General features: G+C 44.5%; 16 protein-coding genes. 13 read left to right on the plus strand and 3 right to left on the minus strand.

Annotation, left to right across the window (positions count from 1 at the left end; translation table 11 throughout):
- Window positions 1-77 precede the first annotated feature (77 nt).
- The gene (locus tag NYE25_RS20625) at window positions 78-410 is read right to left on the minus strand and encodes a helix-turn-helix domain-containing protein (protein WP_234534779.1); all 333 of its coding nucleotides are present in this window, start codon (window positions 408-410) and stop codon (window positions 78-80) included.
- 143 nt (window positions 411-553) lie between these two features.
- On the opposite strand from NYE25_RS20625, the gene NYE25_RS20630 reads away from it, so the two are divergent.
- Both NYE25_RS20630 and NYE25_RS20635 read left to right on the plus strand, forming a co-directional pair.
- Window positions 554-958 (plus strand): hypothetical protein, encoded by a 405-nt coding sequence (locus NYE25_RS20630; protein WP_341146747.1) that lies wholly within the window; start codon window positions 554-556, stop codon window positions 956-958.
- 325 nt (window positions 959-1283) lie between these two features.
- Window positions 1284-2135: an alpha/beta hydrolase gene (locus NYE25_RS20635; RefSeq protein ID WP_341146748.1), complete on the plus strand. Its 852-nt coding sequence runs from the start codon at window positions 1284-1286 to the stop codon at window positions 2133-2135.
- A gap of 195 nt (window positions 2136-2330) precedes the next feature.
- On the opposite strand, the gene NYE25_RS20640 is transcribed toward NYE25_RS20635, so the two are convergent.
- Together NYE25_RS20640 and NYE25_RS20645 are read right to left on the minus strand one after the other, a co-directional pair.
- A complete protein-coding gene (locus NYE25_RS20640) occupies window positions 2331-2720 on the minus strand; it encodes a hypothetical protein (RefSeq protein WP_341146749.1) in 390 nt (129 codons plus the stop codon).
- Window positions 2721-2816: 96 nt separating this feature from the next.
- Entirely contained in the window at window positions 2817-3608 is a 792-nt protein-coding gene (locus NYE25_RS20645) for an AraC family transcriptional regulator (RefSeq protein ID WP_341146750.1), read from the minus strand.
- 392 nt (window positions 3609-4000) lie between these two features.
- Between NYE25_RS20645 and NYE25_RS20650 the strand changes: the two genes are divergently transcribed.
- The 11 genes from NYE25_RS20650 (at window position 4001) to NYE25_RS20700 (ending at window position 16754) form a co-directional block, all read left to right on the plus strand.
- Window positions 4001-4732, plus strand: a complete 732-nt coding sequence (locus tag NYE25_RS20650; RefSeq protein WP_341051038.1) for a GntR family transcriptional regulator — start codon at window positions 4001-4003, stop codon at window positions 4730-4732.
- Window positions 4725-6263 carry a gluconokinase gene (gene gntK, locus NYE25_RS20655; protein ID WP_341146751.1) on the plus strand — a complete coding sequence of 513 codons (1539 nt, stop codon included), beginning with the start codon at window positions 4725-4727 and terminating at the stop codon, window positions 6261-6263. The genes NYE25_RS20650 and gntK overlap by 8 nt, the downstream gene beginning before the upstream one ends.
- A gap of 27 nt (window positions 6264-6290) precedes the next feature.
- Window positions 6291-7637, plus strand: coding sequence for a GntP family permease (locus NYE25_RS20660; RefSeq protein ID WP_341146752.1), 1347 nt, complete (start codon window positions 6291-6293; stop codon window positions 7635-7637).
- 101 nt (window positions 7638-7738) lie between these two features.
- Window positions 7739-9142 (plus strand): decarboxylating NADP(+)-dependent phosphogluconate dehydrogenase, encoded by a 1404-nt coding sequence (gene gnd / locus NYE25_RS20665; protein ID WP_341146753.1) that lies wholly within the window; start codon window positions 7739-7741, stop codon window positions 9140-9142.
- Between the two features lie 366 nt (window positions 9143-9508).
- The gene (locus tag NYE25_RS20670) at window positions 9509-10378 is read left to right on the plus strand and encodes a carbohydrate ABC transporter permease (protein WP_341146754.1); all 870 of its coding nucleotides are present in this window, start codon (window positions 9509-9511) and stop codon (window positions 10376-10378) included.
- A gap of 14 nt (window positions 10379-10392) precedes the next feature.
- Window positions 10393-11208, plus strand: coding sequence for a carbohydrate ABC transporter permease (locus tag NYE25_RS20675; RefSeq protein ID WP_341146755.1), 816 nt, complete (start codon window positions 10393-10395; stop codon window positions 11206-11208).
- Window positions 11209-11228: 20 nt separating this feature from the next.
- Entirely contained in the window at window positions 11229-12581 is a 1353-nt protein-coding gene (locus NYE25_RS20680) for an ABC transporter substrate-binding protein (protein ID WP_341146756.1), read from the plus strand.
- Between the two features lie 3 nt (window positions 12582-12584).
- Window positions 12585-13838 carry an MFS transporter gene (locus NYE25_RS20685; protein WP_341146757.1) on the plus strand — a complete coding sequence of 418 codons (1254 nt, stop codon included), beginning with the start codon at window positions 12585-12587 and terminating at the stop codon, window positions 13836-13838.
- Window positions 13816-14412, plus strand: a complete 597-nt coding sequence (locus NYE25_RS20690) for a glycerol-3-phosphate responsive antiterminator (RefSeq protein WP_341146758.1) — start codon at window positions 13816-13818, stop codon at window positions 14410-14412. Before NYE25_RS20685 ends, NYE25_RS20690 begins: the two co-directional genes overlap by 23 nt.
- Window positions 14402-15961: a bifunctional metallophosphatase/5'-nucleotidase gene (locus NYE25_RS20695; protein ID WP_341146759.1), complete on the plus strand. Its 1560-nt coding sequence runs from the start codon at window positions 14402-14404 to the stop codon at window positions 15959-15961. The genes NYE25_RS20690 and NYE25_RS20695 overlap by 11 nt, the downstream gene beginning before the upstream one ends.
- Window positions 15930-16754 carry an HAD family hydrolase gene (locus NYE25_RS20700; protein WP_341146760.1) on the plus strand — a complete coding sequence of 275 codons (825 nt, stop codon included), beginning with the start codon at window positions 15930-15932 and terminating at the stop codon, window positions 16752-16754. Before NYE25_RS20695 ends, NYE25_RS20700 begins: the two co-directional genes overlap by 32 nt.
- Window positions 16755-16975: the final 221 nt, after the last annotated feature.

Below are 16975 nucleotides of genomic sequence, written 5' to 3' on the forward strand. Positions count from 1 at the left end.
GTCTTGTTATTTTCTTATCAATAAAGAATATTATGGAATATCAGAATAGTCAAACCTCTACCTTTGTCGAGATTTCCTCATAATAATTCTCTTAACACATTTTTAGCCAGCCTTATTTTTTCATCATTAGCAGTACGAAGCAAACCCACAATGTCTCGAATATCGCTCTCTGATGATGTGACCATGAAATCTTCATCCAAATATGCAAACAACTGAATTAAATTAACTTCAAGAGCTTCTGCAATCTTATGTAAATTCAATAAAGATACGTTTTTCTCACCGCGTTCAATTTGTCCTATGTATGAAAAATGAAATCCGCCTCTCTCACCGAGTGCTTCCTGGGACAAGCCGCGCTCTTTCCGAAGAGTACGAATACGTATTCCTACCAGCTTCAATATTTCCTTATCCATCTCAGTATTCACCTCTCCATGTCAAAAGTGTAGACAAGTTTCATCAAGGTAAACACCGGATAGCGAATATTATTATTTATTTTAATATTTATAAGTATTATACTAGTATAATACTTTTCCATTTCTATTCTAGGGGGATTGCCATGGAAAAAAGATTGCAAAATAAAATTGACGATTATTATCAACTTGCTCAATATCATATGAAGTTAGTCCATATCATGAGAAAACATAATCAGAATAAAGCTGCATTCTATCTTTGTCATTCGGCACTCATCTCCATGATTCGGGCACTATATATTTATGAAAACAAGACAGAATTGGGATCAGGGATTGCTTTAATTGATCTTTTACTGCTTCTACATACGGATTATAATCTTGCGCTTGAGATTGTGGTGTTTATTGGCGAGTTGGACTACATCGTTAACGGAGAGGGGCAGGATTTAGAAGTTATAAAAATTGAGGCTAGCAATAGGGTGATAAATAGAGCAAAAGAGGTTTTATGCGAGTTGTGTAGGAGAATGAGGGTTGATCCCTGTTCACTTTTCTGATCGAATCATCTGAGATCTAGTTAGAGTGATACGAATATAAAAATTTCAATAGAAAGAAATAAACAAAGAAGAACAGGAAGGGGAAAGCCTTATTCTGCTCGGATATCATAATGAGCGTGTCCAAAGCATTCCCCTATTTATGATACAGTTCACCATATCCCACTAAAGGCGAGTTCGTCTAAACACGGTAATCGATTAACTATGTTTATTACAAGCCACAAAATTTGAGGTGATCGGAATGTTAGAACGTTCCATGGAGAATGTAATGGAATCCGTGAAAGGAAGGAGTGATGTGTAAAGTAAAAATGAAAAAAGGATGATGACAATGAATAAATACCAAACTATAAATAGCGATGGATTTGAACTGAATTATAGTGTAAAAGGAACTGGGAAACCTATTTTGGTGATAGGCAGCAGTGTTTATTATCCTCAACTATTCTCAGAAGATTTATATGATACATTCCAGTTTATTTTCCTTGATCATAGAGGATTTGTGAAGCCGCCCCGAACTCTGCAATCTGAAGATTATAGATTGGACAAAGTATTAGATGATATAGAGACGGCAAGGCAGGATCTTAACTTAACAAATTTCATCTTATTAGGACATTCAGGACATGCTTTCATGGCTTTGGAATATGCTAAAAAATATCCCTGCCATGTCCAAAAAGTTGCCTTATTGAATTCAGCACCTACAAATAGCGAGGAAAGACAGCGTCAAAGTTTTGCATTTTTTAATGAGACAGTAAGTCCAGAGAGAAAAAGACAGTTCGAGATGGATATTGCTTTGTTAGAAAGTGACATTCAGAAAGATCCTGAACGACGATTCGTTCACATGTGTATTTGGATGGGAGCCCAAAGCTTTTATGACTATACATTAAACGCAGCATACATGTGGGAAGATATATATACGAATATGCCAATTATCGATCATCTGTGGGGAGAAGCATTCGCAGAATTGAATCTTATACAATCACTCGCTAACTTCAACAAACCAGTATTTATCGGTTTAGGCAGGTATGACTATTTGGTAGCGCCTGTTTCACTTTGGAATTCTGTTGATGAAACCTATAAGCACGTCAAAAAAGTGATCTTTGAGCATAGTGGTCACAATCCGATGTTTGAAGAACCTCAAACCTTTGACAAAGAGCTAAGCAAGTGGATTCTTGAGGGCAATTGACCAATTGAGGCACTAAGTTAATTCTTAGTGTTTTTTTATTGAAGGCGCCCTACCGGACGCCCAATGATTTATACATATTTACCTATTTGTAACTGGATATTCGATATTTCATAACCTACTATTTTCTATTTCTTGAGATTGCTCAGGCTCCTCCACGTTGCTAAACCCTAAAGACAACGTGCACGGACCTCGTCCTTACGAACCGACATGCCCAATCGCCATCACAAAGAGGAAGAGGAATATAGCCATTGATGTGTTAATTACTTCGAAAAGCATAAGCGGCTTAGACATTTTAGTCGGTGATTTTGGAAAAATACCAGCTAAGTCGATAATGTATACAATAAAGTATAAAACAGCGATGATTTGTGTCATGAATATGGCATGTGGATGTGATATCAACAAGAGATAGCATACGATAAACGACGTAATTCCAAGCAAGATAAGAAACAGATTAAACCCCCAAAATACACCTCCTTTTAATTTTGAGAAATCTCTATTCTCAATCGGCCCTCCCGGAACCAATATCGCCAATAATGTTACATTTAAAAACACTAGTAAACTTGCCATGATCATAATATCCTGCATCGTTATTCCTTCCTCTCATCTGTTAGTGTCTCAAGATTAGCAGGAAGAAATAACAGTGTATTGTAAAAAATCAGCATCAATATGATCTGGCGTTCATCACTTCTGACCATGCCAGACATATCGAAGGGTTAATTCATGTGGAAGTTTCTCTAACTCTTTGACGGTTTTGCCTGCAAACTTTTTGAATGTTTTGATGAGGTGAGACTGATCATAGTAACGATACTGCATCTCCTCCCTCAATCTTTCATCCTCAACATGTTTTCTAAACTTCACAATATCCCCGTAGGTCTTTGGGGTAAGCCCGACATGCCTTTTGAAGAAACGCTCTAACGTACTTACTGAAATGCAAAAAAAATTTGCCATACGCACAATGTTCAAGTTTTCATACTCTCGTTCTACATAAGTAAGCATTTCCTCTATGCGGCCAGTATCCTTCTTATTCAACACCATCTTATCGAGTAAATAATGATTGATTGCTGTGATATTCTGTTCCACATCTTTAAATCTCATCATCCGGTACAGTTCATCTAGATCAGGGTCCACATCGGTGGCTTGTAGGATTCGCTCTTCCAATTCGAGGCCGGGCACTTGAAACAAGTGTATAAATCCTAACGGAGTTAATGAAATCCCGATTTGATACAACTGTTGTCCATATCGAACATATTTCGCGCTTTTCATTTGACCAATCACAACCGTATTGGGGATCACCATTTCCTGATCTTCTCCCACCAGTCTATAAGCAGACCCATAATTGAAAATGATATTGATATACCCCAGCGGCATAATAATATCTTCTCTATTGTCATCAGCGAGAAAGTCGAAGTCTACGACCCAAATATAGTCCACTATCTTATGTAAGGCATTTATAGGTTCAAAGATTCGAATCATCGTATGCATCTCCTTCTAAAAGACTGGTGAATTCTCTTTTGTCCACGTTTCCACTAATACCTTTAGCACCTTAAACATCAGGTTCCATCTGTGCTCACTTCGCTGTCGAGTCTTTCTTCCAATCGCCGTTGGCCCCGAACTTCTCAATTATATCCCCTATATTGATATGTCTCGATAAACCCCGCCATTTATTTTCTAGTTTATTATAGAAAAGAAGAGGGGCGGCGCATCCCCTCTTCCTACTAAAATCAATATGCCAATTCGCTTTAGGTTCAATTGTTCAACAAATATCATGCATGACAAATCCAAATTCATGAAATCGCTTGCAAAATTAAATATTCAGGATATAATACTTGTATACAAGTATACCATATTAATTATGAGGTGAATTTATGACCGAATCAAATAGATTTCTATATCCCTCCAAATGGCTTTCAAAAGCTTCTGCTGGTGATCGTGTATCCTGCGAGCTTAGAATGCGTATTATTTCCGGCGAAATTGAAAGCGGCACCATATTATCGGAAAATAAATTAGCTGCAGATTTTGCTGTAAGTCGCTCACCGATCCGTGAAGCGTTAAAAATACTGGCATCCGAAAATATTATCCGTTTAGAAAGAATGGGTGCCGTTGTTATTGGTTTATCAGAAAAAGAAATAGAAGAGATTTATGATGTCCGTTTACTCATAGAATCGTTTGTATTTGAACGGATTGTAAAGATAGACACTAATGAATTAATAAAGGAACTTAGTAAAATTCTAGAAATGATGAAGGTCGCAATCAAATATAGTGATGCTGATGAATTTTCCTATCAAGATGTCTTGTTTCATGAAACGATTATTCGTGCAGCTAATCATTCATACATCCTGATGATCTGGAATAATTTAAAACCCGTTATGGAAAGCTTCATCCTTTTGTCGATGCGCATGCGTTTCAAAGAAAAATATGAAGACTTTACAAGGATTATTAAAAATCATGAGCTTTATATTGAAGCGATCCACACAAAAGATAGAGACCTCATGAGTAAGTCCTTGCATGACAATTTTGATGATGTTCAAGGAAAAGTAGAAGACCTATGGATATCGCAACAAATGCTCTCGAAAGGAGTAGTGCAGCAAGATGACTAACTATATGTTAGGTATAGATATCGGAACCACAAGTACGAAAGCAGTTTTATTTAGTGAAAAAGGCGAAGTCATCCAACAAGAAAATATGGGTTACCCGCTTTATACACCGGATATATCGACAGCTGAACAAGACCCAGAAGAGATTTTTCAGGCAGTCCTACAAGCCATTTCAAATATAATGAAACATCATTCACACAAAAAGCTATCGTTTGTTTCATTTAGCAGTGCCATGCATAGTGTCATTGCTATGGATGAAAATGACCAGCCGCTGACGCCTTGTATCACTTGGGCAGATAACCGAAGTGAAGCATGGGCACATAAAATAAAAAATGAGTTGAATGGCCATGAAGTCTATAAACGCACGGGAACACCGATTCATCCCATGTCACCATTAACTAAAATAGCTTGGATTGTGAATGACCTTCCCGAAATCGCTTCCAAAGTTAAAATATATATAGGAATTAAAGAATATATTTTCAAAAAGTTCTTTGATCACTATGTTGTTGATCATTCCCTGGCTTCAGCCATGGGCATGATGAATCTCAAAACACTAGATTGGGATGAAGAAGCATTACAAATTGCTGGTATAACACCTGCTCAATTATCTGAACTCGTTCCAACAACCAAGATATTTACCAACTGTGATTCAGATTTGGCAAAACAGATGGGTATCGATCCACAAACATCATTTGTCATTGGTGCCAGCGACGGAGTCCTTTCTAATCTAGGTGTAAATGCGATAAGAAAAGGCGAAATTGCCGTCACAATTGGGACAAGCGGTGCCATTCGAACCATTATTGACAAGCCGCAAACAGACGAAAAGGGAAGAATATTCTGTTATGCCTTAACGGAAAAGCACTGGGTCATCGGCGGGCCGGTAAACAATGGTGGGATGGTCCTTCGCTGGATCCGTGATGAACTTGCCTCATCAGAAATAGAAACAGCAAAAAGACTAGGAATTGATCCATATGATGTATTAACTAAGATTGCTGAACGTGTAAGACCAGGATCAGATGGATTGTTATTCCATCCATACCTCGCTGGTGAACGTGCGCCTTTATGGAATCCAGACGTACGTGGCTCATTCTTCGGTTTAACGATGTCACATAAGAAGGAACATATGATTCGCGCAGCCCTAGAAGGAGTCATTTACAATTTATACACCGTATTCTTAGCATTAACCGAATGCATGGACGGTCCTGTGACCCGAATTCAAGCTACCGGAGGCTTCGCAAGATCAGAGGTTTGGCGGCAAATGATGTCCGATATATTCGATTCTGAAGTAATCGTTCCAGAAAGCTACGAAAGTTCTTGTCTAGGTGCTTGTATTTTAGGCTTATATGCCACCGGAAAGATCGAATCATTTGAAGTCGTTTCTGAAATGGTTGGCAGTACCTACAAACACACACCAAACGAAGAAGCAACGAAAGAATATAGGAAATTACTACCGATCTTCATTAACATATCTAGAGTATTAAAAGATGATTATACACGGATTTCCAATTATCAAAGAAGCTTAATCAAACACTAACAAGATAAACAGCAGGGGGAAATTACAATGCCATTAGTTATTGTAGCCATTGGAATTTTAGCATTATTAGGTTTAATAATGGGTTTGAAATTAAACACCTTTGTTTCATTAATCATTGTATCGTTCGGTGTCGCTTTAGCACTTGGAATGCCCTTGAATGAAATTGTCAAAACCATCGAAGCCGGATTAGGCGGAACACTTGGTCACTTAGCGTTAATCTTTGGTCTTGGAGCGATGTTAGGTAAGTTGATCGCTGATTCAGGTGGCGCTCAAAGAATTGCCATGACTCTCGTTCATAAATTTGGTGAAAAAAATATTCAATGGGCGGTCGTAGCTGCTTCATTCATTATCGGTGTGGCGTTATTTTTCGAAGTAGGATTAGTATTATTAATTCCAATTGTATTCGCCATTTCAAGACAATTGAAGGTTTCTATTCTTTATCTCGGTATTCCGATGGCTGCAGCTTTATCCGTAACACACGGGTTCTTACCTCCTCACCCAGGACCTACAGTTATTGCAGGTGAATATGGCGCGGACATTGGTGAGGTTTTACTTTACGGTTTCATTATTGCAATTCCAACAGTTATTTTGGCTGGACCTATATTTACTAAGCTTGCCAAAAAACTCGTACCTGCATCATTTACGAAAACAGGTAATATTGCCTCTTTAGGAGAACAAAAAGAATTTAAATTAGAAGATACACCTGGATTTGGTATCAGTGTATTTACTGCAATGCTTCCTGTTATTTTAATGTCTATTGCAACGATAATTACTTTACTTCAAAAAACAATCGGATTTGAAGATAATAGTTTACTATCCGCTATCCGTTTTATTGGTGATGCATCAACTTCCATGTTAATTTCCTTACTGGTTGCTGTCTATACCATGGGATTAGCAAGAAAAATTCCAATCAAAACTGTAATGCAATCTTGTACAACTGCTATTACTCATATTGGGATGATGCTCTTAATCATTGGGGGCGGCGGAGCCTTCAAACAAGTATTGATTAATGGCGGCGTGGGTGACTATGTAGCCGAACTATTCCAAGGAACTTCATTATCGCCCATCTTGCTTGCCTGGATCATCGCTGCAATCTTACGTATTTCCTTAGGTTCTGCTACTGTTGCATCTTTAACAACGGCTGGTTTAGTTATTCCGATGTTAGGACAATCTGACGTTAATCTTGCTTTAGTCGTACTTGCAACGGGAGCGGGTAGTTTAATAGCTTCCCATGTTAACGATGCTGGTTTCTGGATGTTTAAAGAGTATTTTGGTCTAAGCATGAAAGAAACATTTGCAACATGGACATTGCTTGAGACAATCGTTTCTGTAGCTGGATTAGGATTTATTCTATTACTAAGTTTATTCCTATAACAACAATATTTGTGGGCAGTCCCCCCACTTATTCTCTTAGAATCTCCTGAGTCAATAAGTGAGGGTTTTTTCTACCTATTAATTAGAAGGAGCAGGACAAAATGTTCAATACAATTGGTGTCATTGGTTTAGGGGTAATGGGCAGTAATATCGCTTTAAACATGGCTAGTAAAGGTGAGCAAGTGGCTGTCTATAATTATACGAGGGACTTAACCGATAATCTTGTTGGCACAACGGAAGGTCAATTAATCCATCCCTACTACAAAATTCAAGACTTTGTTCACTCTTTAGAAACTCCAAGAAAAATCTTCCTTATGGTCACAGCGGGCAAACCGATCGATTCGGTGATCAGTGCATTAGTACCTTTTCTTGAAGCAGGCGATGTGATCATGGACGGTGGTAACTCCCATTACGAAGATACTGAACGTAGATATGATGAATTAAAGTCTAAAGGAATCGGTTATTTAGGAATCGGTATTTCCGGAGGCGAAGTTGGAGCTTTAAAAGGACCTTCGATCATGCCTGGTGGAGATAAAGCCGTATACGAAAAAGTAGCTCCTATTCTAACAAAAATAGCTGCCCAAGTGGACGACGACCCTTGCTGTGTTTATATTGGTCCAACAGGTTCCGGTCACTTTGTAAAAATGGTCCATAATGGAATCGAGTATGCAGATATGCAATTAATTGCAGAAGCCTATACATTTTTAAGAAAAAGGTTAGGTTTATCTGTTAACGAAATTGCTGTCATCTTTGAAACATGGAATCAAGGTGAACTGAACAGTTATTTAATCCAAATCACCGCAGAGATTTTACGGAAAAAGGATGAAATAACAGGCTTACCGCTGATCGATGTGATTCTTGATAAAACAGGGCAAAAAGGCACAGGTAAATGGACGAGCATTCAAGCCATTGATACCGGGATCCCATCATCCATTATTACAGAGTCATTGTTTGCCCGCTACATCTCCTCTTTAAAAGAGGAACGGGTTTATGCAGACAATATCCTATCCGGGCCTGAGATGGATCACCAGAGTTTAGATAAAGATTTGTGGATTGAGTACGTTAGACAAGCATTATATATGGGCAAAATTTGTGCCTACGCACAAGGATTCACACAATATAAAATGACTTCTGACCTTTACGGATGGGATTTACCTTTAAAGGATATTGCCCTTATTTTCCGTGGTGGATGTATCATTCGTGCAGAATTCTTAAACGTCATAAGCCAAACCTATCTAGCACAGCCAAATCTCGCTAATCTATTAATCGCCCCCTATTTTGCTGAAAAGGTTAAAGAATATCAAATAGGATTGCGAAAAGTTGCCTGTGAGGGTATTAATTTTGGTATTTCGTTTCCATGTTTAAGTGCTTCACTTACTTATTACGATAGTTACCGGACAGGCATTTCAAATGCTAACCTTCTGCAAGCACAACGGGATTATTTTGGAGCCCATACTTATGAACGAAGTGATTTAACAGGATTCTTTCACACAAACTGGCAGTGATCGATAGTGTTAGTAAAAGGTTCATTATTTCTTAATGATACCCGTACTATTTCGTAAACCAGTTTCCCTTATTTTTGAAATAACTCTTCTTGGGAACAGTAAATTTTATTTTCGTCATGAGGCATCCTCCTGATTCATTTAGTGCACCTTCAAAAAGACTAGCTAGTAACATTTACAATTTTCAACATAAAGCAAACACTCTGTTAACATTGCTGGGTTAAAGTAGAGTCAACAAGCAATTGAATATTTGATAGCAATGGGCTTAATTGCAGAGAATGCCCGTGATTCCCCTTCTCCATTCTTGATGGAACCATAAGGGGAGTCACGGGCTTTGTTGCGTTTATTTCAGCTTAAAGGAGGCATAAGATGAGACGAATACCATGGCAACCCTATTTGTATTTATCCCCCGTGTTAGTGCTTTACGCGATATTTTTTGTTTTCCCGTTTTTTTTCTCCCTCTATATCAGCTTTATGGAGTGGGATCTGCTGCTGGATAAGAAACAGTTTGTCGGCTTGAGCAACTATAGAGAGGTGCTTGGTAAGCCGTTGTTCTGGAAGGTGATCGGCAATACGCTGCTGTACATGGCGTTAACGGTGCCGCTGTCCGCAGCGCTCGGATTGGTATACGCGCTGGCGATTGAGCGGGCGGGCAAGCTGAGGTCCTTGTACCGGGTATTATTTTTTGTTCCGGTGGTTGTCAGCGTCTCGGTGGCGGGTCTAGTATTCTCGCTCATGTTCTCGCCTCAGAACGGGTTGATCAACGAATGGCTTGGCCTATTCGGAATCGGTGAGAAGGCATGGCTTCAGGACACGCAGCTGGCAATATACGCGCTAGCAATTGTAGGGGTGTGGATGTCCTTTGGCTACAACGTCATCTTGTACATTTCCGGCTTGAAGCAATTGGATAACGAGGTGAAGGAAGCGGCGGCGATTGATGGAGCTAGCGGCTGGCAGTCCTTCCGTCATATGACTTTCCCGATGCTTATGCCGGTGCATATGTTCGTCTGGACGATCACACTACTTCATTCCTTGCAGGTGTTCGCCACAGTTCAAATTATGACGCTCGGGGGTCCCAACAATTCGACGAACGTCTGGGCTTTCTTCATATGGCAGGAGGCGTTCCAATTTTTTAACACGGGTACGGCCAGCGCGGCGGCGACGATCTTGTTTGTCATTGTGCTGGGATTGACCGTTATTCAGGTGCGCTGGATGCAGAAGCGCACACAATGGGTATAGGGGGGATTGGCAACTTGAAGTTACGAAATCATCTGTTGTTGAATGTATTTCTGCTGTTATCCGTACTGGTGGTCCTGGTGCCGTTTATCTGGATGCTGACGGTATCCTTGTCCCCAAGCTCCGATCCGTTCCGGCGCGTGGCGTTTCTCATTACGACAAGCTTTAGTCTTGAGGGTTATCTGCAAGTGTTCCAGCAGGCGCCGTTAGCCCGCTGGTTTATGAACAGCGTGCTGTTGACGAGCGTATTGACGGCAGGTCAGTTGATGCTCGGCGTATTGGCCGCGTACGCCTTCGCCAGATACCGATTCAGAGGACGCGAAACCTTATTTTTCTTCGTCTTGTGCACGATGATGATTCCCCCGCAGGCTATTATGCTGCCGGTATATTTGGTCGTCAACTCATTTGATTGGGTCAATTCATATAAGGGGGTGATCATACCTCATATCGCAAGCGCGTACGCCATTTTTGTACTCCGCCAATTCTTTATGGCTATTCCACGAGAACTCGAGGAGGCTTCGAGAGTGGACGGCTGTCATTCCGTCCAAACCTTGTATCACATTTATTTAAGGGCCTCGGTGCCTACCTTGTTTGGTGTCGGACTCATTCAATTTGTTAACAACTGGAATGATTATTATTGGCCCTTTCTCATTTTGAACGATGAAATGAAAATGACGCTGTCGGTGGCTATCGTCCAATTCCGTAACGACAGCTATATCGAATGGGTGCCGACGATGGCGTCTGCCACTTTGTCTGTGCTGCCTGTTATCGGAATATACGTACTGGCGCAGCGCTACTTTACAGAAAGTTCATTGCAAAGCGGGATTAAATAAGAACTTCAGGAGGAATAGAAATGAAAAAACGTATCGGCTTGAATGTAATGATGGTAGTAGCGTTAATGTGGCTTTTGGTTGGCTGCGGACAAGGGAACGCCGATTCTGGGAACAATGCTGCCCCTTCGGCTTCGCCGGCAGGAACAGAAGACTCTTCTAATAAAGAGGACAAGACGGAGAAAGCGGTAGAGATCAAATTTATGCATGTATTTGGTGGAACGCAGGGCGAGGCGATTAAAGAAATGGTGGATCGTTATAACGCTTCCCAGAACAAGGTCATTGTAAAGGCCGAGCAGACGCAGGGCTTCTATGACGGACTGCTGGAGAAGCTTCAAACGCTGGCGGTGTCCAAGCAGCTTCCAGAGGTCGCGATCGGCAGCTACGCAAACGGGGAGTTTATGTCCTCCCGGATGCCAATCCGCCCGATGCATACCTTTATTGACAAGGAAGGGTATTCGACCGAAGACTACACGGCTCAAATGCTTAAGCTAGGACAAGACGCGGATGGCAAACAGCAGTCTCTGCCGTTTCTCGTCAGTACGCCTTTGATTTATGTCAACCTGGATCACTTTGAGAAAGCGGGCATTACGGTTGTGGAGCAGCCTGAAAGCTGGGAGCAGGTACGCGGCTGGGCGAAGCAGCTTGCTGCCGCGGCGCCAGACCGCGGCGGAGTCTACTTCCAGATGGACTTTGATACATGGATGTTCCAGACACTTCTTGAAACCAAAGGTGGAAGCTACGCATCCGTTAAGGATAAGGATGTTCAGTTCAATGACGAGACCGGTAAAGAAGTTCTTCGTTACTGGCTGGATATGATGCAAAAGGATAAGTCGATTCCGATGATGAACGGCACGCAAGCGGCGGAAGCTTTCCAAAGCGGCGACCTATCCATGCTGGTAGCTACTACGGGCAATTTAGCGAATTTGTCGAAGAACTCTTCCTTCAAACTGGGCATTATGCTGCTTCCAACTTGGGAGGGTGAACAAACGCCTCGCCGCTTGCCTGCTGGCGGAGCGGGACTGTATGTGTTCCAAGGCAGCGAAGAGAAGGAAGCCGCGGCATGGGACTTCGTGAAGTACGCGACTTCGCCGGAAAGCTCGTCTCTGCTGGCGCAGAAGATGGGGTATATGACCGTGCGCAATAGCGCTCGCGAAGAGCTGATGGCCGATTATTTGAAGGAAAACCCGAAGGCGGCCGCTACTTATAAGCAAGCGCAAGATATTGTGCCATGGTTCAACTGGCCGGGCGATGCGGGCACACGCGCGACGCGGACCTTGCTTGATCATATTCAGGGCTCTTTCTCCGGCGACATGACTGGCGATGAAGCGCTCGATAAAGCCGCCGCCGAAATCAAAAAGATACTGGGGTGGTAACAGGTGAAGCGTTCAGCTGCGATTGGTTGGGCGCTGCCTCTTCTAACAGGCTTGTCGATGCTGGTTACTGGAATGATGGAGTCCATGAAAGGTTTTTTGCCGGACTTCTTTCTGAACGAATACCAGTTTGACGCGCAAACAAGCGGGCTAATCTTTGCGTTTAGCTCCGCTGGATTGCTGGGGGCCAATGTGCTTGCCGGCCGTGTAACGGCATTGTGGGGATGGCAGAGAGCCTTTAGTATACATCAAGTGATCTTTGCAGCAGGCATGGCCCTATTGGCACTGCTGTCCGCTTCTTCTGCAGCAGCATGGTGCGGAATGTTCCTTATGACGGGTTACGCCAACGGAATCGTCGGTATGGTGTGCAACGTAGCGCTGCCGCTCGCTTCACCGGAGCGAGCGGGACAATTGCTGGGACGGCTTCATTTTATGATGGGCTGCGGCTTTATGATTGGACCGCTTGCGCTTGAGTTGATCGTAAGCGGGAAGTCCACTGCGCAGGCTGCTGTGACTTGGCCGCTGATCCTGTTCGCTTTTGCCGTATTCGGCGCGCTGCTCGCCTTTGCCGGGAGTAGGCTTGCCTGGCCAAGCGTGGGGAGCAAGCCCGGGAGGAACGAGCTCGCGGGGAAGACTAAGGGCGAGGCTCCGCCTGTGCAACGGATTAATAGCGGTTCCGTTCTGCCGCTTGCCTGCTTCGGACTTCTGTACTTTTGTTATGTTGGAGCGGAGGTTGGCCTTACGGTGTGGTATCGCCCCTTGCTCCTCCAACAATATGGATTGGAGCCCTCCCTTGCAACGCTGTTGTACTCGGTCGCGTTTGCCGGCTTAACGGCGCTGCGGCTTGGCGTTAGCCGCAGCGTGAAGCGATGGGGCTACAGCGGCGTTCTCATCCGATGTGCGGCGCTTGCTATCCTGTGCCTGATATGGGGAAGCTTTGTCCCAGGCGTGCTTGGCGCTCTCGGATACGCGGTGTTTTTAATAGCGATTGCGATGATTTTTCCTACCATGACCGCGCTGGCTGTTCATTATTGGGAAGAGCTTGCAGCTTCGCACATGGGCTTGTTTTTTGCTTGCGGCTTCGCGGGAGGGGCTTGCTCCACCTGGCTTATTGGTGCGCTACAGCAGTCCGCCTCGTTCAGCCACGCCATTATGGTGGTAACGGGTTTGTTTCTTGTATTTATTGCGGCATTGTTCGGGGTGCTGCGTATTCAATCTATCGATAGGAGAGTGGCCAATGAAATTACATCATCTGTTTAGCCCTTTTACGGTTATTGCGGCAGTCAAGACAGAGCTGGATATGGCGAGAGCCGAGCGCATGGGCGTACGTAATGTGTTTCTGGTTCGATCATCGTTGAGCGAATTAAAGGTGTACAGCAAGCAAGCGGAAAAAAGCGGCATGCGTTTATTCGTCTATTTTGATATGATCCGCGGATTGTCACAGGATAAGGAAGCCGTTCAATTTCTGCTGAATGAGGTCGCCGTCTGTGGAATTGTGAGCAACAAGGCTCATGTGGTCAAAGAAGCGAAGAGACTCGGCGTATTCGGCATATTAACGATGTTCCTACTCGATAGCTATTCACTTGAGCTAAGCGACAAGGTGATTAACGGTTTGCAGCCGGACGCCATTAACATCGCTCCAGGCAACTTGCCGAAGAACGTACGCGAGCTGTCCGAGCAATACGATGTGCCCATTATCGCGAGCGGACTCATTACGTTGCCTGAGGAAGTCGGGAAGCTATATGAAGCTGGCGCTTGTGCGGTGTCGACCAGCCAATCAGAACTCTGGTCGATTGAATGGAAGATGCTGGAGCAGGAACACCATGCCCCATAACGATGATACCATTACATTGCTGTACACCAGCGATATGCATGGGCATTGGACGCGCGCTGACGGTCAGTCGGGCGGGTCGCTCGCTTGCGCCGCCCAATATGCCGCGAACATTAGGAATTCGCATAAGCATGTATGGATGATCGACAATGGCGACTTGCTGCAAGGCACGCCGCTTGCGAGTCATGTCGCTCAGAATGAAGGAGAATGCGGAGCGGAGATGGTTGGTAATCTGCTTCGGGCAAGCGGAGTGGATATGGCGGTGCCCGGCAATCATGATTTTGACTACGGCATTCCTTATTTGAAGGGTGTCATCGCTTCATCCTCCTGCGTGTGGTTGGCCGCCAATATTCGCCATCGTTCGGGGAAAAGGCTGGCGGAGTCTTGTCATATCGCGGAATTCGGAGCTAGGCGGATCGCTTTCATCGGCGTTACGACGCGGGTTCCGGCATGGCAATACCCGGATCGGCTGGAGGGCTGGGAGTGGCATGACGAAGTATTGACGGTCCAGGCGATCGTAGATCATATTCGTTCCAACGTTGATGCTATCGTTGTATGCTATCACGGCGGAGTGGAGCGGGAAGGCGCGCTGGATCAAGAGAATGCCGCGCTTCGCATGGCGCGCGAAGTGGAAGGAATCGATGTGCTGCTGACGGGTCATCAGCATGACCGCTTTGTTCGGCGGGAGGGGAAGACGCTGATGCTGCAGCCCGGCTCTCACGGTACCAGCATAGGGGAAGTTACGCTTACATTTTTGACTGGGGAAGATTCGAAAGAGATGGTGTCGGAAGGACGGATTGCGGATATAACCGGACAAGAGGAGTCTGGAGAGGTAGTGGCAGAAGTGCTAAAGATCCGCGACAGAGCGGAAGCGGGGCTTGGCAAGGTGTTATGTCTGTGCGATTCGCGCTTGCAGCTCCATGATTGGCACGACTTGACGTGCAGCGAGCATCCCATTGTGGAGTGGATGCACCGGGTGCAGTTGAAGGAGAGCCGCGCGCAGCTGTCTGCTGTAGCCTATGCGGGCGAGAAGCAGTTGAAGCTTTCATCGGGACAATTGACGCGAGGGGACATCCAGCGGATATTTCCGTATATGGATTCTCTCAGCGTGTTTCAAATAAAGGGCGCGGAGCTGCTCTCTGCTCTGGAAGTCAGTGCCTCCTGGTATGATGACAAATCGCAGGAGCCGCACGCTGATTGGCTTAAGCCACAGCTTCTGCTGTACCAGTTCATCATGTTTGAAGGCGTTCGGTACACGATCGATTTGTCGCGGCCCATTGGATCGCGTCTTCGTGCATGTCACTATCAGGGACAAGCGGTACGGCATGCCGATTCCTTTACGATTGTGATGACCGACTACTTGGCCGGGCAGGCTTCCCGGTATCCCATGCTTCGTAGAATGAAGAGGCTGTACGGGATTAAGGAGCCGCTTGCTCGGCTGTTGGAGAATAACGCCGGCTCACAGCGCATGCTGCGGATCGATTATACGTCAAACTGGGAGATTATAGGGGGGAATGTGGATGTCGATTCACGTAACGAGGAAGAAGCCTAAGGCGGCGGCCTTCGATATGGATGGGACGCTGCTGCGTTCAGACGGAACCTTGTCGGCGCGCACGGAGCGAGCGCTTCGAGCATACAGCGCTAGCGGCGGCATCATCATCATAGCGACTGGAAGACCACCGCGGCTGGTGCTCCCGTTATTTCCGCAATTGGCGGTAGCGGACTATTTCATCTATAACAATGGAGCAGTTGTGGTCAATACCGGGGGTGACTGGCGTGTAGAGCAGCCCATCTCTAACGATACAGCGTATCGGTTCCATCGGCATGTACTGAATCATCATGCGGATGGCATTTGTATATGGGAGGTGGCTGACCGCTGGCATGCCAACCGTCCGCTCTACGATGAGGAAAAAGCTTATTTCCTAGGTCCCGCTGATCAATTGGACCCCATTATTTTATCGGAACAGTCCATTCGGGAGCTGCAGCCGTCCAAGATACTTCTGCCTCGCGTCTATGATATGGATAATTTGTCCGAAACCTTCCAAAACGAGCTGAATGTATATAGGCTGTCCAGCGCGCCTTGTGTGGAGATGGCTCCAAGAACGATCAGCAAGGCGTCCGGCGTTGAAGGAATCGCGCTTAGGCATGGATTATCCAGCGGGGAGATCGGATCGTTCGGCGATGACTATAACGACATGGCGATGTTCCGATATTGCGGTCATTCGGTTGCTATGCACAACGCCATTCCTGAGCTGGCTTCCATTGCGACGGATACTACGGCGAGCAACGACGAGGATGGCGTCGCGATGAAGCTGGAACAGTGGCTGCTGGATAGCGAAGGGTAAGCAAGATAAGTTCAGTTTAAGTTGATCCTGCAGTACGGTCCAATATAGATAAATATTACGGAAGACATACATAGCATTGTCTCCCAATCAGTAATCGAAGTGCAAACTTTAGAATCCCAAAATAGCGAAGTGGAAAGCTTAGAGTTGGTTGATGAAGGACGAGTTAATATACTTAAGACAGAAGATGCGTTCCAAGATATATCGCAGGTTATATCCAATAT

Source organism: Paenibacillus sp. FSL E2-8871 (genome assembly GCF_038000345.1).
Classification (GTDB): Bacteria; Bacillota; Bacilli; order Paenibacillales; family Paenibacillaceae; genus Paenibacillus_AQ.